At 44.4% G+C, this 21,030-nt stretch carries 24 protein-coding genes; 13 read left to right on the top strand and 11 right to left on the bottom strand.

Features of this window, described 5'->3' with window-relative positions; translation table 11 throughout:
- Positions 1–10: 10 nt before the first annotated feature.
- From DFP79_RS10395 to DFP79_RS10380, 4 genes are all read right to left on the bottom strand, one after another.
- Entirely contained in the window at positions 11–829 is an 819-nt protein-coding gene (locus DFP79_RS10395) for a sulfite exporter TauE/SafE family protein (protein WP_133503885.1), read from the bottom strand.
- 69 nt (positions 830–898) lie between these two features.
- The gene (locus tag DFP79_RS10390) at positions 899–2,518 is read right to left on the bottom strand and encodes a gamma-glutamyltransferase family protein (RefSeq protein WP_133504169.1); all 1,620 of its coding nucleotides are present in this window, start codon (positions 2,516–2,518) and stop codon (positions 899–901) included.
- 22 nt (positions 2,519–2,540) lie between these two features.
- A complete protein-coding gene (locus tag DFP79_RS10385) occupies positions 2,541–3,746 on the bottom strand; it encodes an amidase (protein WP_133503884.1) in 1,206 nt (401 codons plus the stop codon).
- A gap of 303 nt (positions 3,747–4,049) precedes the next feature.
- A complete protein-coding gene (locus DFP79_RS10380) occupies positions 4,050–4,871 on the bottom strand; it encodes a MurR/RpiR family transcriptional regulator (protein WP_133503883.1) in 822 nt (273 codons plus the stop codon).
- Positions 4,872–5,241: 370 nt separating this feature from the next.
- Here DFP79_RS10380 and DFP79_RS10375 point away from each other — a divergent pair, with 370 nt between their 5' ends.
- The 4 genes from DFP79_RS10375 to DFP79_RS10360 are packed head-to-tail and all read left to right on the top strand — an operon-like array spanning position 5,242 to position 8,081.
- Entirely contained in the window at positions 5,242–6,045 is an 804-nt protein-coding gene (locus tag DFP79_RS10375; RefSeq protein ID WP_133503882.1) for a transporter substrate-binding domain-containing protein, read from the top strand.
- 11 nt (positions 6,046–6,056) lie between these two features.
- Complete coding sequence (locus tag DFP79_RS10370) at positions 6,057–6,719, top strand: amino acid ABC transporter permease (protein WP_133503881.1); 663 nt, start codon at positions 6,057–6,059, stop codon at positions 6,717–6,719.
- A complete protein-coding gene (locus DFP79_RS10365) occupies positions 6,716–7,366 on the top strand; it encodes an amino acid ABC transporter permease (protein ID WP_133503880.1) in 651 nt (216 codons plus the stop codon). The genes DFP79_RS10370 and DFP79_RS10365 overlap by 4 nt, the downstream gene beginning before the upstream one ends.
- The gene (locus DFP79_RS10360) at positions 7,353–8,081 is read left to right on the top strand and encodes an amino acid ABC transporter ATP-binding protein (RefSeq protein ID WP_133503879.1); all 729 of its coding nucleotides are present in this window, start codon (positions 7,353–7,355) and stop codon (positions 8,079–8,081) included. The genes DFP79_RS10365 and DFP79_RS10360 overlap by 14 nt, the downstream gene beginning before the upstream one ends.
- Before the next feature lie 34 nt (positions 8,082–8,115).
- Here DFP79_RS10360 and DFP79_RS10355 read toward each other — a convergent pair whose 3' ends face one another.
- Entirely contained in the window at positions 8,116–8,598 is a 483-nt protein-coding gene (locus DFP79_RS10355; protein WP_013659376.1) for a hypothetical protein, read from the bottom strand.
- 182 nt (positions 8,599–8,780) lie between these two features.
- On the opposite strand from DFP79_RS10355, the gene DFP79_RS10350 reads away from it, so the two are divergent.
- A complete protein-coding gene (locus DFP79_RS10350) occupies positions 8,781–9,200 on the top strand; it encodes a GNAT family acetyltransferase (protein WP_133503878.1) in 420 nt (139 codons plus the stop codon).
- A 17-nt stretch (positions 9,201–9,217) separates the two neighbouring features.
- Here the strand turns inward: DFP79_RS10350 and DFP79_RS10345 are convergent, their stop codons facing one another.
- Entirely contained in the window at positions 9,218–9,967 is a 750-nt protein-coding gene (locus DFP79_RS10345) for an SDR family oxidoreductase (RefSeq protein ID WP_133503877.1), read from the bottom strand.
- A gap of 218 nt (positions 9,968–10,185) precedes the next feature.
- Here DFP79_RS10345 and DFP79_RS10340 point away from each other — a divergent pair, with 218 nt between their 5' ends.
- The 5 genes from DFP79_RS10340 to DFP79_RS10320 all read left to right on the top strand — a co-directional run bounded on the left by DFP79_RS10340 (position 10,186) and on the right by DFP79_RS10320 (position 13,815).
- Entirely contained in the window at positions 10,186–10,635 is a 450-nt protein-coding gene (locus DFP79_RS10340) for a hypothetical protein (protein WP_166637688.1), read from the top strand.
- A 76-nt stretch (positions 10,636–10,711) separates the two neighbouring features.
- A complete protein-coding gene (locus DFP79_RS10335; protein WP_133503875.1) occupies positions 10,712–11,224 on the top strand; it encodes a copper chaperone PCu(A)C in 513 nt (170 codons plus the stop codon).
- 227 nt (positions 11,225–11,451) lie between these two features.
- Positions 11,452–11,970, top strand: coding sequence for a DUF2867 domain-containing protein (locus DFP79_RS10330; RefSeq protein WP_166637687.1), 519 nt, complete (start codon positions 11,452–11,454; stop codon positions 11,968–11,970).
- A 191-nt stretch (positions 11,971–12,161) separates the two neighbouring features.
- Complete coding sequence (locus DFP79_RS10325) at positions 12,162–12,764, top strand: gamma-glutamylcyclotransferase family protein (RefSeq protein ID WP_133503873.1); 603 nt, start codon at positions 12,162–12,164, stop codon at positions 12,762–12,764.
- Positions 12,754–13,815 carry a class I SAM-dependent methyltransferase gene (locus DFP79_RS10320; protein WP_133503872.1) on the top strand — a complete coding sequence of 354 codons (1,062 nt, stop codon included), beginning with the start codon at positions 12,754–12,756 and terminating at the stop codon, positions 13,813–13,815. Before DFP79_RS10325 ends, DFP79_RS10320 begins: the two co-directional genes overlap by 11 nt.
- Positions 13,816–13,902: 87 nt before the next feature.
- Here the strand turns inward: DFP79_RS10320 and DFP79_RS10315 are convergent, their stop codons facing one another.
- The gene (locus DFP79_RS10315) at positions 13,903–14,163 is read right to left on the bottom strand and encodes a YheV family putative zinc ribbon protein (protein WP_133503871.1); all 261 of its coding nucleotides are present in this window, start codon (positions 14,161–14,163) and stop codon (positions 13,903–13,905) included.
- Positions 14,164–14,216: 53 nt separating this feature from the next.
- Positions 14,217–16,250, bottom strand: a complete 2,034-nt coding sequence (prlC, locus tag DFP79_RS10310; protein WP_133503870.1) for an oligopeptidase A — start codon at positions 16,248–16,250, stop codon at positions 14,217–14,219.
- 249 nt (positions 16,251–16,499) lie between these two features.
- Here prlC and DFP79_RS10305 point away from each other — a divergent pair, with 249 nt between their 5' ends.
- The 3 genes from DFP79_RS10305 to DFP79_RS10295 all read left to right on the top strand — a co-directional run bounded on the left by DFP79_RS10305 (position 16,500) and on the right by DFP79_RS10295 (position 18,007).
- Positions 16,500–17,045, top strand: a complete 546-nt coding sequence (locus DFP79_RS10305) for a gamma carbonic anhydrase family protein (protein WP_133503869.1) — start codon at positions 16,500–16,502, stop codon at positions 17,043–17,045.
- A 138-nt stretch (positions 17,046–17,183) separates the two neighbouring features.
- Complete coding sequence (locus DFP79_RS10300) at positions 17,184–17,813, top strand: RNA polymerase factor sigma-70 (RefSeq protein ID WP_133503868.1); 630 nt, start codon at positions 17,184–17,186, stop codon at positions 17,811–17,813.
- A complete protein-coding gene (locus DFP79_RS10295; protein WP_208111412.1) occupies positions 17,810–18,007 on the top strand; it encodes a zf-HC2 domain-containing protein in 198 nt (65 codons plus the stop codon). Before DFP79_RS10300 ends, DFP79_RS10295 begins: the two co-directional genes overlap by 4 nt.
- A 40-nt stretch (positions 18,008–18,047) precedes the next feature.
- Here the strand turns inward: DFP79_RS10295 and DFP79_RS10290 are convergent, their stop codons facing one another.
- The 3 genes from DFP79_RS10290 to DFP79_RS10280 form a co-directional block, all read right to left on the bottom strand.
- Entirely contained in the window at positions 18,048–18,932 is an 885-nt protein-coding gene (locus DFP79_RS10290) for a histidine kinase N-terminal 7TM domain-containing protein (RefSeq protein ID WP_133503867.1), read from the bottom strand.
- Between the two features lie 129 nt (positions 18,933–19,061).
- Positions 19,062–19,949, bottom strand: coding sequence for a hypothetical protein (locus tag DFP79_RS10285; RefSeq protein WP_133503866.1), 888 nt, complete (start codon positions 19,947–19,949; stop codon positions 19,062–19,064).
- 9 nt (positions 19,950–19,958) lie between these two features.
- On the bottom strand, positions 19,959–20,957 hold the full coding sequence (locus tag DFP79_RS10280) for a ketoacyl-ACP synthase III (RefSeq protein WP_166637686.1): 999 nt from the start codon (positions 20,955–20,957) through the stop codon (positions 19,959–19,961).
- Between the last annotated feature and the right edge of the window lie 73 nt (positions 20,958–21,030).

The following is a 21,030-nucleotide window of genomic DNA, read 5'->3' as shown; positions in this document are numbered from 1 at the left end:
AGGTTTTGGTTTAGAACAAAGCCTGATACAACATGCGTAAGCCTGTGATAATTAATACGACGGCAAACACTTTTTTGAGCTTTGCGGCGTCTAATTTACTTGCGATTCCTGCGCCTATTGGAGCGAAAAATACGGTTAACGGAACAATAAAGATAAAGCCGATCAAGTTAACCAAACCGAAGGTAGCAAACGGAGCGTCAGCAGGACTTTGTCCAAACAACAACATGGTGATCGCGGCCGGAAGTGAAATGATCAAACCGACCGCCGCAGCTGTCCCGACCGCTTTATGTGCGGGATAGTTGCAAAATGTCAGCGTCGGGACGGTCAGAGTGCCGCCTCCGATGCCAACCATACTGCTGAAAAAACCGATGAAATAGCCAATGACACCACGGCCAAACTTACCCGGCAGCGATGAAAATAGCGCTTCTTTGCGCCCAACCAACATGTTGATGGCAGAAAGCGTCGCGATAATGCCGAACATTAGTGTAAGCAGTTCTCCGTCGACTTGAGTAACAAGGTAACTGCCGACCAGTACACCGATAAAAACAAAGAAACCGAGCTGTTTTAGCAAATCAAAATCGACATTGCCTTTCGCCTTGTGTGAGCGAATTGAGCTAATTGAAGTTGGAATAATAGTGGCCAGAGATGTCGCTGTGGCAACGACGATTGCAGATTCTGGACTGACGCCAAGACCCTGAAAAAGGAAAAATAGAACGGGAACGATAACAATACCACCGCCGACACCTAATAACCCCGCCAACAGCCCAGCGACGACTCCTGTGCCCATCATAGCGATTAACATGGAAATATTTTCCATTAAAAATGACATGTAACTTCTTCTCCTGAGTTGAAATTTTGAATAAACATTGTGTATTTGTACGCTTCTACAACACTTGTATTAGCGTGGATTACTGTCCCAAAAGGCGCTGCCGTCACTGCGTGGATCGGTAGCCGCCTCAGTGGCACCATCAATATGGCAAACCACCGCGCCTGCATGCCCCATGAGCTCATTGCGAGACGCAACCGTCACTAAGTCGTGACCGCGTGCTTTGAGCGTGTCTGCCAATGTGTCGGCAAGGTCGGATTCTATTTTAAGATTGTGGCTTTGATCTCCCCAAGTCCTGCCGAGTAACCAGCGACCGTCGCTGATGGATTCAGACAAAGAGCGATTGTGGTAAATGTATCGGCTAAACAGAGCGGCTTGAGTTTGTGGTTGACCTTCTCCTCCCATGGTGCCGTAACTGATACGTCTGCCATCAGTGAGCTCTGCAAAAGCTGGGTTGAGCGTATGAAAAGGTTTTAACCCGGGCGCAAGCTGTTGCAGAGAGCCTTCTTCTAAAGTAAAAGAAGACCCTCTGTTGTTCCAGACGATACCCGTAGACGGGCTGACGATGCCGCTGCCAAACTCCCAATACAAACTCTGAATGTAGCTCACCATACGACCCTGATCGTCACATGCGCCCATCCAAATTGTATCGCCGTGTTTGGCTTCGTGCGGCCACGGTAATGCGGTCTCTTTTGAAATACGAGCGACCATGTTTTCAATACTTTGTTCAGACAATAAAGATGACAAATCAATGTCTAAGCGTGAGTGATCGGTCACGTATTGGTTACGAGCAATAAAGGCTTGTTTGGTGGCTTCAATCAGCAAGTGAGCCATGTCAGCTTCGTTTTCTGCTTGAGTATGGAGTCTGTCGTACAGCGCAAGAATGATAAGCGATGCGATGCCTTGCGTGGGCGCAGGGAGATTGTAGAGTGTCCCCGCGTTTGTCGTGACTTCTAATGGCGTTACGATTTGCGCTCGGTATTGCTCAAAGTCCGTTAACCTCAGAGGAGAGCCTGCTTGCTCTAAGTCGGCCGCGAGTGATTGAGCGATTTCCCCTGTATAAAAGTCTTGCAGGCCGCGTTGAGACAGCGCTTTTAGCGTGTTCCCCAATTGAGATAAATTCAGCTTAGAGTCTTTTTTTAGCGTCTCCCCTTGATGGAGAAACGTATCGAAACCGTCGAATTGAGACAAATCAGCATGGGTTTTGACGCTGGCATCTTCGAGGCTTTGTGTTACATCAATGCCCTGAGTTGCGCGCACGATTGCATCGTTAAGCAGTGTTTCTAATGGCAAGCCGGCCATCGACAAGTTATCTGACGGCAACAGATTGCTCCACTTATGACTGATTTCAAGCGCTTTTTCCCACCCCGCTACGGCACCCGCCATAGTGAGTGCCGCCTTGCCTCCTCGGGAAGGGATAGCCTCGTGCCCTTGATAAAATTCGGTTGTCGCTCCGGTAGCAGCGACACCTGAAGCATCAATAGCGATTGGCTTTTTACCCGGTTCACTGATGAGCCAGAATCCATCGCCACCTAAACCGTTCATGTGAGGATACACAACCGCAATGGTGGCTGCGGCAGCGACCATTGCTTCGATTGCCGTTCCACCTTGTTGCAGTATTTTGGTACCTGCTTCTGTCGCAGCAGAATGCGGCGCAGTAAACGCGATGGAGGTTGGGCTGTGTTCGGTCATGCTGCGGGAGTTCGTCACGTTGTTACCCTTCTATTGTTGTTTTTGTGAGCCAGACTTTAGCTTGTTGAATGAGTTGTAAATCGCTGTTTCTTGGGCCGATGAGTGATAGACCACACGGTGCTCCATCAATGTTACAAACTGGTAAATGCAGCTGGGGTAATCCTGCTAGACCTGCAATCGCAGTGAGATTCATCAGGTGGATCCGGTAATCGGCCAACTCGTCATCGGGTGTCGACAGTAGAGGAGACCTGCCAGGTGTTGTTGGTATGATTAAAATAGCATCTTTTAACTCAGAATCTATCCAGCGAGTAAACGCATCTCTTTGTGTCGCTGCACGCTTTTGGTCATCTCTTGCAATGCTCTTGCACCAATCAAAGCGCATGCGTATATCGGGTGCAATAATGGGGTTGTGTTCAGCTAACCATTCACCGTGTTGTTCTAGGATCTCAGCGCCTTGAAGCGTGCGAAACGTTTCACTTGCCTTCCAAGCGTCGAGGTCAATTTCGAGCGATTCCGTTTTTTCACTGTTATTGAGCCATGTATCCAGCTGCGTTTGTATTTGGTCAGCATGCTCGACCGACTGAATTAAATTGTCTGCAATCAAGATTTTTTGAATCGTTTCTGAATGCTTGGAGGCAAGGAGTGCATTTGCCGTCGCTTCCAAATGATCCAAATCCTGAGCGAGCCAGCCTACGGTATCAAACGAAGGGGCGAGTGGAACAAGGCCATCAACAGCAATGACGCCGTGTGTAGGACGTAATCCAAAAAGCCCATTGTAGCTGGCCGGAACTCGAATTGAGCCGCCAGTATCTGTGCCTAAGCCAATGTCTGCAAAATCCGATGCAACTGCCACCGCAGAACCCGACGTCGAACCGCCTGGGAGTCGGTCCGGATTCGTCGGGTTGCACGGTGTTCCATAATGAATGTTTTGACCATTTAAGCTATAGGCCAATTCATCTGTAATTGTTTTTCCGCAAAAGCAGGCACCGTGATCAAACAGTGTTTGAACAGACGAGGCGGTTTGTGACGGTGTCTCGTGTGTTGCTAACCAAGTAGGGTTGCCAGCTGAAGTAGGAAGGCCCGCTATGTGAAATAGATCTTTCACAGCGAGGCGCATGCCTGTAAGCGGTAAGCCTTTTGAATCCTGCATGCATGTCATACGTTCAGTCTGTTTTAGCTCTTGATCACTTAGCGGCATAAACGGATTTTGTGTTATTGAGTGATCCATCAGCAATGTCTCCCAGCCAACGTGTACTTTTTCTCTTTTAAGGCGCTCTTCGACGAGTTATCGAAGTATTCTCGAAGAGTTACTTGCAAGATTCAGGCAATAATTCCACCTTCAATGAAACAATCGTTTCATATGTTTGTCAACTGAAACGTATGGCGTTGTTTGTGAGGGAAGCTGGGGGTCAGCCATCGAGATGCGAGAGACTGACATCGGAGACAGATACTAAAGGCAGAGCTAGAGCGAGTAACTGAGTAGAGGGAATAGACACCTAAAACGTATGAAGTACCATTGTACGAATCTCTATTAAGGCTCAAGCTCTCCAAGTTCGTCATACAGATTAGAGATTGCTTGAGTGCGCTTGTGTGCTTGTTCACCGATATGGGAATACACTTGATTGCTCAGCATCGAGATTAAACTCATGGGGGCGGCGTAGCTGTCAAACGGGGTTTCACCTCCAATATGGCATACCAACACATGAGATACCTGCTGATTGTAGACCTGACCTGTCGGGTCAGTAATCAAAAGAGTGGTCTTTCCTTCTAACGCCGAGACGATCTTTTTAAACAAGTGTGTGCGACGGCGAAACCCAAATAAAACGACCACTTCATCTTCAGAAATATCATAGAGGTCTTCTCCCAATGTTTGGCCGGGCATCGGAAGTAGGCGTACTGACGAGCGTATTTGCTGAAGCTGTTGGCGAAAATGCAAAGCCAAAGGATAAGCATTGCGGAACCCAATGAGCGTAACGCGACTGGCCGTTGCCAGTTTTTTGGAAACGTCGTCCAGCAGTTCAGGGCGCAAGCCTTCAAACGTTAACGAGAGATTTTTAAATTCTTGAGCGGTTTGATCGAAGTTACCAACTGATTGAATCGCCACCGGAACGCCGCTTTCACGCAAAGCCAGTTGCGCTTGCTTCGCATCTTGATGAGATTCAAACCCCAGTTGTCGGAAAAATCGACTGACGGTTGCTTTTGAGGTGTTCGTTTGTTCAGCGATATCAGCGGATGTTTGGCTTACGATAGCCAGAGGGTGTTGCTGCAAATAGTTTGCAATAGAACGAGCTGAAGGCGACAGGTTAGGGTAATTTTGCTCGATTAAGGCAAGAACGTCCTGCTTAGTACTCACTGATAAACCTCAATTTAATAAATAGATTGCATACGGTAATGGAAACGGCTCTTCGTGCCAACCATGTTAGTAAATACGTGTTTTATCACTTTCTTGCACCCGATCGGTGCGATTTAGAGCGCTCCCGCTCTAAGTTAGTTGTGGTTTTCACTTTTTCTTGTTGTGTTCGTCATGCTTCGCGCTGGCTTTAGAAAGGCTCAAGAACGTACGACGTTGAGTGTAGAAGATAGACGCACAAAGATCTTTTTGTTTTATGTTAGATCAGTTAGGAAACCTTTGTTTCATTTTGGCATATAGGTTGCAAAAGTTGTTTCACCTCATTGGCAACAATTAAAATGATTAATCAACAAAGGAAGTAGGAACCCTCACTATGAAAAGATTGACTCAACTTTTAAGTAAGACCCTTATCGTTGCTTCAAGTGTCGCCGCGGCGATGACAACAATGACGGCAGGGGCGGATGTATTACAGGATATTCAAGATCGTAAGGAAATTCGTATTGCTGTACCGCAGGACTTTCCGCCATTCGGCTCTGTTGGCCCCGACCTTAAACCTCAAGGCATCGACGTTGACATGGCGAACTATATTGCTGATCAACTGGATGTTGATCTCAAAATTGTTCCTGTAACCAGTGCCAACCGCATCCCATATTTACAAACTAAAAAAGTGGATCTGGTGATCTCAAGTCTAGGTAAAAATCCCGAGCGTGAAAAAGCCATCGATTTCACAACACCTTATGCACCTTTCTTCTTAGGCGTGTTTGGTGAAAACAGTGTCGATGTCACGAAGATGACAGACTTAGCAGGGAAAACTGTAGGTGTAACACGCGGCTCTGTTGAAGATTTAGAGCTTGAAAAATACGCGCCAAAATCACTCAATGTGCGCCGTTTTGAAGACAACAACACGACATTAACTGCGTATTTAACCGGTCAAGTTAAGCTGATTGCAACAGGTAACTTAGTGGCGACAGAAATTGCGAAGCGTCAGCCACAACGCGCGCCAGAGACGAAGTTTTTGCTAAAAGATTCTCCTTGCTACATCGGCTTGGCTGAAGGAGAAGCTGCATTACAATCGAAAATCAACGGCATTATTTCTACTGCGTTGGAAAACGGCACGTTAAACGATATTTCTATGAAGTGGTTGAAAGCGCCACTGCCTAAAGGCTTTGGCGCTTAAGGCTGACTAATATGTTGTACTTTGGCGATCTCTTGCCGTACAGCGATGTGTTTTTCGGTGGTCTGATAACCACCGTTGAACTCACTGTACTGACCACCTTTTTAGGTATCGCGCTGGGCACATTATGTGCGGTATTGCGCCAATATGGTGGCGCTACGCCTCGTCGTATTGTTGCAAGCTACGTTGAGTTAATTCGAAACACGCCCTTTATTGTTCAACTCTTCTTTATCTTCTTTGGGTTGCCTGCAATCGGTGTCATGCTGACGCCGTGGCAGGCCAGCGTGATTGCCTTGACGATTAACTTAGGTGCGTACAGTACCGAAATTATTCGAGCCGGACTTGGTAGTATTCCAAAAGGGCAAGTCGAAGCGGCGAAGGTGTTGGGTATGACGTTTAGGCAAACTCTAACACGCGTTATTTTTGTGCCTGCATTTGAGAAAATTTACCCAGCATTGACCAGTCAATGCATCATTGTCATGTTGGGTTCTGCGGTGATTTCTCAAATTTCTGTGGAGGAACTGACTTATGCTGCAAACCTCGTTCAGTCTCGTAATTTCCGCGCATTTGAAAGCTACCTTGTAACAGCACTCCTGTATCTTGGTTTGGCGATGATGATGCGATATGTATTCAAACTGATTGGTAAACGGTTGTTTTCATTCAGGGAGTCATCATGATCGAATTTTCGAACTACGACATTATACGGAATCTAATTTTTGCTGCTCAGTGGACGGTACTTCTTTCTCTGGTGGCGTTTATCGGTGGAACTCTTGTTGCCCTCGCGTTAACGGCACTTCGCTTGACTCGTAATTCGATATTGCAAAAGCTAGTTGCGGTGTACATCGAACTGTTTCAAGGAACGCCTTTATTGATGCAAATGTTCCTTTGTTTCTTTGGTGTTTCACTGCTGGGTTATGAAATCTCCGCTTGGAGTGCGGCGATATTGGCACTCACTCTTTTTACCAGTGCATTTTTGGTGGAAATCTGGCGAGGCTGTATCGATACATTGCCCAAAGGGCAGTGGGAAGCCAGCCGATGTTTGGGTATGAGCTTTCTACAGATATTGCGCCATATCATTTTGCCTCAAGCCTTGCGGGTTGCGATTGCACCTACGGTAGGGTTTTCAGTGCAAGTGGTCAAAGGAACGGCATTGGCGTCAGTGATTGGCTTTGTGGAATTGACCAAGGCGGGCACCATGCTAAACAACGCCACTTTTGAACCCTTCAAAGTGTTTGCTATGGTGGCGGTTATCTACTTCCTACTTTGTTACCCGTTGTCTTTAAGTAGCAAAATTCTGGAGAAAAAATTTAATGTCTCTCGTTAATCTACATCAGGTTCACAAATATTACGGTGACTTCCATGTGCTTAAAGGCATCGATCTCGATGTAAAAGCAGGGGAGGTGGTTTCCATTATTGGAAAAAGTGGATCGGGAAAAAGCACCTTACTTCGCTGTGTTAATGGGTTGGAAGAATATCAAAAAGGTGGCATTACCTTGGATGGAAAAGAAGTGACATCTGAAGACATCCAAGTACGTCGTCTTGCGTTAAGCGTGGGCATGATTTTCCAAAGCTTCAACCTCTTTCCACATCTGACAGTGGGTGAGAACATCATGTTAGCGCCTACGATTGTGTTAAACAAAACTAAAGCGGAAGCAAAAACCATCGCAGAGGAGATGCTCGAAAAAGTAGGGTTGGGGGACAAATTTGATCGTTACCCTGAAAAACTGTCGGGTGGCCAGCAGCAGCGAGTGGCCATTGCGCGGGCATTGGCGATGTCGCCTAAGGTCTTACTGTGCGACGAAATTACGTCCGCGTTGGATCCTGAGCTGGTGGGTGACGTTTTAAAAGTGCTAGAGCAACTTGCCGCAGAAGGGATGACGCTGATACTGGTTACGCATGAAATGAACTTTGCGCGGGATGTCGGCGACAGAGTGGTTTTTATGCATGAAGGCAAAGTATGGGAAGAAGGCAATTCTAAGAAGCTGCTCTCGGAGCCAGAAACCGAAGAACTGCGTCAGTTTATTGGCGCTGTGTTGTAACGGTATATCAAGGCTTGATCACCCTAATGAGGCATTATACAGCCTCGTTGGGGTTCTCTATATCAAACGTATAAGCCCACTCTTTTTCGTCGCCGTCGGCATCTATTGCACGTACTTGAAGTTTCCATTGCATACGGTTGTCCGTACACAAGGGGATCACGACTTTACTAATCCAGCGGTTATTCTCTTTTTCAAACATTGGGTATTCATATACCCCCAAATACATTTCTCGCCCTTCTAATACTAACGTGATCGACTGAGCATTTTCCGCTTCTTTCGGCAATTGTAATTCGGTATGAATACGACGGTTTAAGCGAATTCCATCTTCGAACTGAACGGTGGTGATCCCATTAAAGTCCTGAGAATTGACGGTGCATAACCCCGATTCCAAAATACAGGGTCCAACATCGTCAGGGAGAGGATCATCGGAATGAATGGCGCGCACAAGGGCAGCCACTCCAAAAATGGAGACAAATGCACCCGCGTAGAACATAAGTTCGAATTTATTGATTTTCATAGGTAGCCTAATGAACGCTGTAGCGATATTTTACCTTCTTAAAGACTGCGTGTGGAGTGAATAGTTCGATCAAAAATTTATATTGATTGATCTTATTTCAATCAAATTTGAACATAACGAGGATAAATGGCGCTCCCCTCATTTTTGTTGTAAAACTAGGGGAACGATTTGGAGCGATAATTATGGCAATAAGGCGAGTACAACCTATCGATTTAGAGCAGCTGATCGAACTTTGGGAAATCGTATTCCCAAATGATCCGCCACACAATGCACCTCATTTGGTTTTGCCAGCAAAATTGGAAGTCGATGATTTAATATTGGTCTCTTGGGAAGAAGGAAAACTCATCGGAGCGTGTATGCTTGGATACGATGGGCACCGTGGTTGGCTGTATGAAGTAGCAGTGCATCCTGACCATCGTCGCAAAGGCGTGGGAACCGCATTGATTAAAAGTGCCTTTGAGACGCTCGCGTCGCTTGGGTGTGGCAAATTGAATCTGCAAATCCGCACTGCAAATGCAGGTGTTGTCGCCTTTTACCAATCCGTTGGGTTTGAAGTAGAAGAACGAATCAGCATGGGTAAGCATTTAAAGAACGCCGAGTAAGAGAGTGATAAAAAATGTTATCGCCCGCCAGCAACATCAATAAATGTACCGGATGTGTAGCTGGCTTCTTCTGACAGTAACCATATAATCGCATTTGCAACTTCGTCGGCGGTTCCTCCTCGTTGCATTGGAATGGAAGGAGCCAGTCGTTTCACCCTTTCAGGTTCTCCACCGGTGGCATGCATGTCTGTTTCGATGAAACCAGGGCGGACGGCATTCACTCTGATGTTTTCACTGGCGACCTCTTTGGCAAACCCTTTGGTAAAGGTATCGACTGCTCCCTTACTGGTTGCATAGTCTACGTATTCAAATGGTGAGCCTGTTATAGATGCAAGGGACGATACGTTCACAATGGCACCGCCGTTGCCTCCATGTTTTGGAGACATGTGTTTATAGGCTTCTTTTGAGCACAACATGGTGCCGATTACGTTGGTATTAAACACACGGTGCCAGCGATCAAGATCAGACTCGGTAAAGGGCATCTGTTGTTCGAGAATACCAGCGTTATTGACCAGCCCGGAAAGGAGGCCAAATTTAGTTTTTATCTTCTCAAATAGGGTGGTTATGGCTTCGGGATCACTGATATCGGCTTGGATGCAATCCGCTTTTCCGCCAAACTCTTCTATACGCTGCTGTAGAGTCAGTGCGGCCGTTTCGTTGCTTTTGTAGTTGATGACTACATGCCATCCTTTTTGTGCCGCTTTGAACGCGGTGGCCGTGCCGATTCCACGGCTGGATCCGGTTATAAGTAAAATTGGCTGTGTCATTTTATTTTCTACTCCCTTTTTCGCCGTTCTGTACATCTATTCCTCATTCGTAACTTTAAACTCGTATAAGTCGCGGTGAGTTTGAATTTAGGTGTATTGATTCAGTGATGGGTGATAATCAGTTATAGCGCTAATTTACGTATATTTGAATTGTTTTTACTTCACTTGATTCTAAGGGACAAGGCGATAGAATGACGTCACGATGATTAGTTGGCCGCATGATGTATAAGCCTTGTTATACAAATACCACTTTAAAACACGCAAGCAGAGTGTTGTTTGTGTGGGTATTTGTTTTGATGGCGCCGCTTGTTATTCCCAGCACACCTGTAGTGCAAGATAACTACCTACTTGTGAGAGTGTGCAGTCTTTTAAGTGGTGTGCAGTATGTAAAACTGCCGATTGAGTCCTCTCCTGTTAGCGAGAATGCAGGCGACAGCCTGCTTACTGGCGATATCCAGAAAACGGTACCACAGAACCATCTCGATAAGATCCATGCAAATTGTAAGTGCGGTTTAAACGTAGATCATCTTTTGGTTTTGACTGCGCTGGCTGCATTTAACGATGCTAACGTTTCCGATATTTTTCTTGATGATCGTTCTATTGCTGATGCTCATCAGTCTTTTAGGTCGTATTTGTTTGGTCGTGCCCCTCCGTTGATTGTTTCGTAATTCAGCGAGACCTTTGCTCGTGACTTCGTGCAAAGGTCTCATAGCAAATATATTAATCTCATTAAGGGTATCGAAAATGTTTCGAATGATTTCTCGTGCAGTTGTACTTGTTGCGTCTGTGTTCTCTTCAATTGCTATGGCAGCGTCTTTAAATTTTGAACATCTGCAAGTGCGTGCGACGCCGCCGGGGGCGACGAACAGTGGTGGCTATATGATGGTAGAAAACTCATCTCATCATGAGCAGGCTTTAGTCGCAGTCGAAAGTGATATTGCAAAATCTATCGAGATTCACACACATGAAATGAAAGACGGTGTGATGAGTATGCGCCAAGTGGATGAAGTGATTGTGCCCGCAGGTGAAAGCGTCATGTTTCAACCTGGAGGAAATCACATCATGATCATGGGGTTACATCATGCGCTAAAAGCGGGGGATACGGTGAATTTTACTATGGTTTTGAAAAACGGTGAGAAAGTAAATGTTCAGGCTCCTATCGTTGCACCAGAAGACATTAAAAAACCAAAGCATGATATGGACATGCATAAAGACCATATGAAAATGAACGGTTCGAACGAACACAAACATCATTAAGGCTTATTAGTACTTTTCTGAGATGTTTTTAGGCAACAATAAATCGCACACTGGTGCTTATTGTTGCCTTGTTTTTTAAGGGTAAATTAAGATATATAGGGTTATTTATACAGTTTACTTATGTATACTACGCAACCAAATAATTTCTACGGAAAGAAATTGTCAATTGATAGGCGTGAATTGAAACACGGCTGATTGATAATAGTACAAAATAGGAAAGTGTCATTTTGCAGTATTACTCGTATTACCCTCGCCCTGTATTCAGTTTTAGCTCTCCAGCAACGCTTAGTTCTGAACGTGATCTGACCGCATTATTTCTTGCTGTGTATCTTAAATCTCCGTTATGGCTTCAGAGCATTCTTAGAGGATGGAATCTTTTTATGCGGTTGTTTGGTTGTCATAAATTGACATGCAGTGCCGATATTAATCTTAAGAAGTCCGCTTTGGATTATATTGAAGGAGACAGAGTGGGTCGTTTTAGAATCATACTGACTTCTACAAAAGAGATAGTACTTGAGCAAGATGAGCGCCATTTTAGTTTACGGGTCAGTCTGGTTAAGAAGCACTCTCAAACTCAAGATGAGACGAGGCAGGCTCAAGGCGCCTCGGATACACTCTTTCTTATTTCCGGCCGTGCTAAAACAAGGCTAGGAAAGCAATATCTTTCGATCACTCAGCCTTTTCTAATGTGGTTCCTTCGTCGCGCGATTTCTTCAATTCATTCTGAATCCTGTTCATCGAAATAAGGATTGAAACCTGTTTGTAAGGTATAATTCGTCTCGTTAGCGAAATCGTGATTTCGCTAACGAGACGAATTTCTGTCGGGCTGCTGAACATCGATCTGTGTCGAGATAGTAATGTGAGCCTGCTAATATAGAGACCTTTACACGAAGTCACGAGCAAAGGTCTCGCTTAACAGCTAGGGTAGAAAACGAGCGTGGTTTGTCGTCATTTCATTGTAGGCTATGGCAGCCTGATAAATTCTATAAGCCGTGCTCAAACGGGTGAATCAGGGAAAGTTTGGCCTGTAAAACTGACTGGTTATGAGCGACATTGGTCCGTGATGTCTCCCGAGTTTGGCATGAGCTCTGTCGCAGTCATAAATGCAGAGGGAAGCTGCTGTAATGGCGTATTAGTGGAAGTGCCAGAAGACCAATTTGAGTTGTTTGATGAACGAGAAAAAGGCTACCAACGCGTTCAAATTACACCAGAACGTCTTGAAGCTTACGGTGATACAGAGCTGCCAGATGGCATTTACTGGATATACGTCACGGATTGCGTCGTACTTCCTTCTCAACAATGCCCCATCGCATTGAGCTATGTTGATGTGATACTCACTGGCTGCTTTGAATTCGATGATGCCTTTCTTGAAGATCTTTTATCCTATACAAAAGGGTGGAGTGGCGTTGTGGTCAATGACCGACAGTCTCCCCGTTACCCCCGCGTTCAAACACAACTCGATACGACTTTGCTTACACCATATTTAAATCGAATTACCAAACTAACCTCTGAAGAGTTATCTGTTACCTATGAATCTTAATCCGCCAAGCCAATTACTTGAACGTTCCTTAGATCAACTAAACGGGAAGGTTTTGGTTGCGAACCCCGAAGATGACTTTCCTGTATTGCTGTCTCAACAAAGTGATGTTTTTGCATGGTGCCAGTCTCGCACTGTGTTTGATGGTCTTAGTCACCTAGGAATGAACGACGCGAAACTGCAATTTACGGCGCACTGGGTTCAACAGAATGAATCAGATCAGTTTGACCACATTATTATTTATCAGCCAAAGGCAAAAGAGCTTTTAACCTATTTGTTAGCTTGTGTATTGCCTACACTCAAAATCGGTGGTTTTGTTTGGTTGGTAGGCGACAATAAGAGCGGTGTGAAGTCGTCTGTGAAAAAGCTATCGGCGCCTCTTTCTGCCGTTGGCAAGCATGATGGTGCAAAGCACTGCTTACTGTATCAAGCGCAAAAAACAGAGGATGCAAAGGCCTTTGCCTTTGAGGATTGGATAACGCGTTGGGAACAAGACGTCGCTGGCTGTTCTTTTACTTTGTGCAGCATTCCTGGCGTCTTTGGGCATGGGAAGTTAGACAAAGGCACTGAGCTGTTACTGGACCAATTGTCTAAACACCGCTTTATGTCTGGCGTGAATCAGGCGCGTATCTTAGATTTCGGCTGTGGGGATGGGGTTATTTCAATGTGGCTTCATAAGCATACTGGAGCGAATGTAACCTCGTTGGATGACAGTGCGTTAGCGCTGAAAGCGACGCAGCTCACGTTTGAGGCGAATGGCGCAACAGAGGCTTTGACCGCGCTTGCTTCTAATGGCCTTAAAGAAGTGAAAGGACGCTTTAATTATGTGATTACAAACCCTCCATTCCATACAGGAATCAGTACAGATTACAGTGTTGCCGAGCGTTTCTTTATTGGCGTGAAGCAGCACTTAACGTTAAACGGTGAGCTTTTTGTTGTCGCTAATGATTTCTTACGGTATTCGCCTATGTTAGACGCTGCGTTGGGTGGTCACACGCGATTAGAGCGTGATAGAGGTTTCGCTGTTTATCATGCAAGGCAGCCCAAAAAATAACGGCTTCATTGACGCTGTGAGTGCAGATCTAAACAAAGCCATTTCGAGCAATCCGAAGTGGCTTTGTTTATTTCTCGTGATAGATTACTAGTGTTTGGTTGTGCTCGGATTCGGAATAAAATTGATCACGGTGGCTTCCGCTTCGGGTTGAGCAGAGTGTGGCTGATTGACTCGAGTAGGGATCTCTATTGATTGAGCTTGTACTTTTGTCGATTGCTCATCCTGATAACCGCATGCAACACACTCTCGGTATTGCTTTTCTTCTTCGTCATCTCTCCATGCGCGAATTTTATCCATTTCACTGCAGCGTGGGCAAACAGCGCCTGCAATAAAGCGTTTAGTCGTCATTGTGTACCTCGTACGCCTCTCTGAAAAAGTGCTTTTCAGAGAGGCCTGATGATTTATGCGGCGATGCCACTGTGTCTTAGAAGAGCGTCGACGCTTGGCTCACGGCCGCGGAAAGCTTTGAAAAGGTCTGCCGCAGGTTGAGAACCGCCATTTGCCAATATGGTATCACGGAAGTGAGCGCCTGTTTCAGTATTAAAAATACCGTCTTCTTCAAACTTCGAAAAGGCATCCGCCGACAAAACTTCTGCCCACTTGTAACTGTAATATCCCGCGGCATAACCTCCAGCAAAAATATGAGAGAAACTATTTTGAAAACGGTTAAACGCGGGCGGTGTTGTTACCGAAACAGTCGCTCTTACCTCGTTAATCACTGCTTGAACGTCGAGGCCTGTCTCATACTCTTTATGAATTTGGAAATCGAACAATGAGAACTCAAGTTGTCGCACCATTTGCATGGCAGATTGAAAGTTTTTCGCCGCTAACATTTTGTCTAACAAATCTTGTGGTAAAGGCTCACCCGTTTCGTGATGCGATGCAATGTAAGCGAGCGCTTCAGGCTCCCAGCACCAGTTTTCCATAAATTGGCTGGGTAACTCGACCGCATCCCATGCTACACCGTTTATACCCGAAACAGACGGCACCTCTACCTGAGTTAACATATGATGGATACCGTGGCCGAATTCGTGGAATAACGTGGTGACCTCATTGTGTGTCAGCAATGCAGGTTTATCCCCAATTGGTGGCGTAAAGTTACAGACTAAGTAAGCCACTGGGAGTTGCAACTGGTTGTCGCTTAAGCGGCGACGGACACGACATTCGTCCATCCATGCACCGCCACGTTTTCCTTCACGAGCGAATGGATCTAAATAGAAACGAGCGACATCTTGACCGTTCTTTGCAATGGTAAACATCTGAACGTCTTTATGATAAGTATCAAAGCCTGACTCTTCACGAATTTCGATATCAAACAAAGTCTCAGCGACGTGGAACAAACCACCTAGTACTTTGTTGATTGGGAAGTAGGGACGTAATGCTTCTTGAGAGATAGAGTATTTATGCTGACGTAATTTTTCTGAGTAATATCCCAAATCCCAAGCGTTTAAGTCCTCTAAACCGTGTTCTTCTTTTGCGTAGGTCTTGAGTTGATCAAGGTCGAGTTGAGCGGATGGCTTTGATTTTTCAGCGAGGTCATTAAGAAATGCTATGACTTGGTCACCACTGTCGGCCATCTTTGTGGCTACAGATAGTTCGCCGTAGTTCTCGAATCCAAGAATATGGGCTTTTTCATGACGTAGAGAAAGGATTTCGTCAATTAAAGGGCTGTTATCGAATTTACCCTCATTGCTCAATTTAGACGCTCGTGTCGCGTAAGCCGTATACATTTCTTCTCGAAGTGCGGCATTATCAGAGTAACTTAACACGGGCATATAAGATGGGAAATCCAAAGTGAACAGCCACCCTTCGTCATGACCTTTTGCTTCGGCCATTTGTTTCGCTTGCGCCAGAGCGGAGTCCGGAAGCCCAGCGAGTTTGCCCTCATCGGTGATCAATTTCGTCCAAGCTTGAGTCGCATCCAATACGTTCTCTCCAAACTTGGTTGTAAGTTCAGATAGGCGCTGGCAGATGTCTCCGTAACGTTCTTTTTTCTCGCCATCTAAACCGACACCTGATAGCTCAAGCCCTCGGATGGCTTGTTTTAATGATTCTTTTTGAGCCTGAGAATGGGTCGCTGCTGAGTCGCTCACTTCAAGGGCTTTATAAGCATCGTACAAGGCACGGTTTTGACCAATTTCCGTATAGTATTGAGTGAGTTTAGGAATGCATGCATTGTAAGCCTCTCGAATTTCAGGCGTATTCTGCACTGAATTAAGGTGGCTGACAGGAGACCAGAACTGACTGAGTTCATCATCCTGTTCATCCAATACCATGATCAAGTTATCCCAACTCGGTTTGTCTATGTTTTCTAGACACTCGGCGAGAGCTGATCGATTCTTTTCTAAAATAGCATCAAGTTGCGATTCGATTTTAGAGGGATCGACTTTTGTAAACTGAGGCAGGGTAGTCGCGCTCCAGACGGACTCAGACATAACATGGTATCCTTTTTAAATAGTTCGACAGGCGCATCGTCAGCGCAGATCTGTGTAGGTTGGCGTTGATCATATTAGAAAACTGAAAGTGGCGTACTGTCGTTGTTGGCCAAATATACATCGGCTGAATAACACAGATAACAATCAATGATCATATGTATCACAGGTTATGTTTAATAACATATGTGGTCTTGTGGTAATTTCAATGTCTGAAATGTAATTGATCTAATAAAAAAGCAGGAGTTGAAGATGGTAATGAAAGCATTCCGAGGTCATACACCTACTCTAGGAGCGCGTGTATGGGTTGATGACAGTGCCGTAGTTATAGGCGATGTGGAAATTGGCGAAGACAGCTCAGTGTGGCCTTTGGTTGCGATACGAGGCGATATGCATCGCATCCGTATCGGCAAGCGTACCAGTATTCAGGACAACTCTTGTTTACACATAACTCATGGCAGCACGTACAACCCTGATGGTTTCCCTTTAGAGATCGGAGATGATGTCACTGTGGGTCATATGGCCATGCTTCATGGTTGTACGATTGGCAACAAAGTATTGGTGGGTATGGGTTCTACTATATTAGACGGCGCCGTAATTGAAGACGAGGTCATAGTCGGGGCGGGCTCTTTAGTTCCCCCAGGCAAGCGTCTTGAATCAGGGTACTTATATTTAGGATCGCCAGCAAAGCAAGCCCGCGCTTTAACTGAAAAAGAAATAGAATACTTTAGATACAGTGGCCTTAACTACGTCAAATTAAAAGATGAATACCTTGCCGAAGCCGCGTCATCGGACTAAAAGCGACGGAACCAATTTGATCTAGCGCGCTCTAAATAGGTAATTGATAGGTGTTATTACATAAAAAATTATTATTTTGTAATAACTTCTCAAATGCTTCGTCTAATCTTTGAATAAAACGACAGGCCGAGATTTACTATGGAATCAGCGTTATCCAAAAATGAAGGGGAATTTTCCTCTGTTGGTACTTTTAGTGACCCTATTTATATGCAGGAACTGCGCAATCAGATGATTAAGTTTGCGCGCCTGCAAGTGAGGGACGAAGGACTAGCTGAAGACGCAGTGCAAGAAGCTATGCTTGCGGCCTACCAACACATCGATCGTTTTACGGGAAAAGCGGCGTTCAAAACATGGGTTTTCTCAATATTGAAAAACAAACTCATTGATCTGCTAAGAAAAGAAAAACGACATACTGCAGCGAGCCAGCTTGAAGAAGGCGAAAACCTAAACGGCGATGCGTTAATGGATGTGCTGTTTGCAAAAAATGGACATTGGAATAAAAGCGAACGCCCTCAAAAGTGGGATGACCCTGACCATGGTGTGGAAAACAACCATTTTTGGCGCGTGTTCGACGCTTGCCTAAACGAACTACCAGAGCGATACAGCCGCTTATTTATGATGCGAGAATTTCTTGAAATGGAAACGCCAGAAATTTGCGCAAATGAAGAAGTGACTGTTAGCCACCTTAATGTGACGTTATATCGAGCGCGTTTGCGACTACGCGAATGTCTTGAAGATTGCTGGTATCAGTCGGAGGCAAAACAATGATGATGAAGTGTACAGAAGCCACTCAGATGCTATCCGAGCGCCTTGACCGTAAACTCTCCACTAAGGAAAAGCTGTCGTTAGGTATGCATACGGCAATGTGTTCTCCTTGTCGTCAATTTGGCGATCAGATGAAGGAGCTGCGCGAAATAACCAAAGTCTATAAAGACCTGAATAACGTCGAAACCAAAGAATAACCAGTTCAAGTGCTCAGCCGGAGGCTGTAGAGAGTTATCTCTACTTTTTTGGTAATTTCCGGCTGAGACTGCTTTCAGAAATATTGAGGGCTTTTGCGACTTCCTTCTGTGTATCAAAGTACTGATTGGCATTCTTCACAACCAACTCTTCTACTTCTTTTAGCGCTTCTTTTATATTGACACTTTCGCCTGTAGCAGGAAGAGACAGTTTTTTAGACAGTGATTTAAGCTTTAAGTAAAACGCACGTTCACTGGAAAAGGGGATGTATTTCATTGTTCTAAATACATCGTGTTCGTCGTAGTTTCCTCGAAATATCAAAAGCATAAAGCAAATTGTAACGGATAAAATGACTGCCATGTTTATTTGAAAGCCCATTTCCATCAGGCACATCACGACAACAGCAGCTACGATTGCCGGACAAAGTGCAATTAGTACGATGATACATCTTTTTCTTGCAATGGTTTCTCTCTGCTCAACGGTACTTTTTATTAAAATTGCCAAAGATACAATTAATAGAGTCAACGCATATATTTGGAATATATAGTATAAATCTCCTGTTACGCGTGTAATAGAGGAGTTCGGCATGATGGTGTAATCTGCAACTATTCTATTGGAAAAAAGGATTATCGCGGTTAAAGAAAACGCCAAAAATAGTAGTACTTTCGCTCTTAGGAAACGAGCAGTTCTGGCAATTTCTGCACTGATTAATGCAAGGTGCAAGACCGTGAAAATGGCAGTGCAATAGTATAGTTTTAAAACTAGTAAATCATAGCCAAGTCTGAAAAAACCGATAAGTTCGAAAATACTAAGAAAAAATGTAGAGATCAAAAAAAACAAAAGGTATTTTTGTTTCCTTACGACAGGTTGAAAAAATAAAAAGATTTTTATGAGTAGTACTGTCAATGAGGGAATGATCCAGAGCATTGCTAACTCCTTTTAATGCTGTCCGAATGAGCTTAGATTGACGCTAACGAAAATAGAAAGATAGTTTTTATTTGTTGCTTTGATCGAATAAGAACTACCATAGCGTGCTGAACATTGATGAAGTGAAGCTTACTCTTTCTTTGGGAGTTTACGGCTAAGGCTACTTTCTGAAATATTTAGGATTTTGGCGACCTCTTTTTGAGTGTTGAAATATTGGCTAGTGTGCTTCACGACGAGCTCTTCTATCTCTTTTATGAGCTTTTTCATATCAACACTCGTACCGGATGCTGGGAGAGAGAATTTCATCAACAGAGCCTTAAGTTCTAAGTGGAATTTTCTTTCTCTAGAGTAGGGGATAAATCTCATCATAGTGAAGAGTTTGTGTTTGTCGTTTAGAGATATAAACACGAACAACATGAAACACGTTGACAGGGAAAAGAAGCCTGCAGCATTGATTTTATAGCCAAGCTGCATCAGAGTAATAACCAATGGGACTATTAGAAATAGCGGTAGCATCGCAATAAGGGCGATAAAGCATCTTTTCCCAGTTAGGTCTCCTCGACGACGGATACTATTTTTAACTAGAAGGAATATCGATAGTGATATAGCACCCACTGCGTATAGCTGAAAAAGAAAATAGTATTCTCCAGCGACTCTAGTAGCGGTATTGTTGTCTAAAATGACGTAGTCAGAAATGATCTGATTACTAAATAATATTGCCGACGCAAGCATACATGCTGTAATCATTGAAATGATTGGAGGTATGATACGCCTACTTTCTGATATTTCTGAGCAGGTAAGAGATATAAACAGTAGCGTTGAGACTGCAGAACAGTAGTAAAGCTTTAGAAAAATCAAGTCGTAGCCGAATCGGAAAAAGCCTAATAATTCCGACAAGTTTAAAGAGAATGCTGCCACCAAAAAATAGAAAAAGTACTTTTGTTTGACTACATTAGAGTAGAAGAATAAAAAGCACTTTATCGATAGAGCGATGGCTGATGGCAGCATCCAGATCATTTTATATCCTTAAAAAATTATTCCGCTTTGGCTAATCGTCAGCCCACTTCCTGTCCCACCTATTAGCGCTTTCTGTCCTTTTTTAGGGTTGGCTTGATAAAGGTTAAACGGAATTGTCGCTGTAGTAATGTTACCATAATCTTTATATGAAATTGGTGCAATACTAGCGGGTACTCCAGCCATTTTGCTCATTCTTAGATGAGGTTTTTCCCCAACTTGGTGACAAACAAACAATTCAATATCTTCCGGCTTCCAATCCAGTGCCGAATAAGTGCTCTGAATTAAGTTGGAATGAATTTGGACAATTTCTGAGCTTATTTGGCTCATTAACATTTGCCCTTCATAACCCCCAGTTCCAGCGACGCTGATTTTGCATAGGTTTGTGTGTTTAGCGTTGGTAGCAAAATTGAATAACTGAAAACCGCTCTCTCCTTCTCTTGGTTGGAGCACCATTGCTGCTCCAGCATCGCCTAATGTGAGGGCTCCAATTTCTTTCTTTAGACTCGCATCTTTTACCTTTAGTTTATCCACATAGTGAAAAGTAATGTCTGTTGACACTTCTCCTGTAACAACTAAAACGTACTTAGCATCACTTGCTTGCATTAAATTATTGGCAATTAGGATACTATTCATAAAGCCATGGCATGCATTTGATACGTCGAAACAAATTGCGTTGGTACAGCCCAATTCATGTTGTACTTTATGTGCAACAGCAGGTTCTATCCATTCTCTACTGATACCGCAAAAAATAACGACGTCTATTTCACTGGCGGTGATACCGCTGTTTTTTAGAGCTTCTTCTGCGGCTTTTATTGCTAGGTGACTTGGTTTCTCATCTCGTCGAGCGACTCGCCGGTTACTTATACCTACGACGTCGTCCAACCAGCTTTCAGAAATTCCATAGTTTGCTTCTGACTTGATTTCTCGCATCAGCTCTTTAGAAGTGACAATTTGCTCTGGAAGGTAAATACCTATACCTGCTATTTGACAGTTGCCTTTGATTATCATTTTTTGATCTCCGAATAATTTGCAATATTGCGGAGACGATGATCTAACGTCGGGGGATGATTCCAAAGCGGAA

The sequence above is a fragment of the Marinomonas balearica genome (assembly GCF_004362145.1).
Classification (GTDB): domain Bacteria; phylum Pseudomonadota; class Gammaproteobacteria; order Pseudomonadales; family Marinomonadaceae; genus Marinomonas; species Marinomonas balearica.
The sequence above is the reverse complement of the archived record's forward strand: the minus strand, read 5'-3'. Positions and strand labels throughout refer to the sequence as shown.